This is a genomic window from Saezia sanguinis, from assembly GCF_003991585.1.
Lineage (GTDB): Bacteria > Pseudomonadota > Gammaproteobacteria > Burkholderiales > Burkholderiaceae_C > Saezia > Saezia sanguinis.
The window spans coordinates 1-278 of sequence record NZ_PQSP01000049.1; the positions used below are offsets into that span (position 1 = coordinate 1).

The following is a 278-nucleotide window of genomic DNA, read 5'->3' on the forward strand; positions in this document are numbered from 1 at the left end:
GCTCTAAGGGACGGATTCCTTGCAGCATTTGGAACTCCAGCTGACGATCCAGACTTGCCATAAGTTGCTCGCCGAGCGCCACAAAGACGGGATCATGGCTGGCTAACATCACCGTCGAAGGACCGGTCATGAGGGCGCGCAGACAAGCCGCCATTCTCAGATCGACGTCGTGCGGACGGATCAAAGTAACTGGACGAGGGCCGGTGTACGAGCCTTTGCACAGCCTGATGCGGCGTCCCGGAGCAGCCAGTTCTTGAACCTGCATGAGGGAATCGTGG

At 58.6% G+C, this 278-nt stretch carries 1 protein-coding gene; it reads right to left on the minus strand.

What is annotated here, in order from left to right; genetic code table 11:
* A partial coding sequence (locus CUZ56_RS14930) for a hypothetical protein (protein WP_204250938.1) occupies positions 1-265 on the minus strand: 265 nt, incomplete at its 3' end.
* Positions 266-278: the final 13 nt, after the last annotated feature.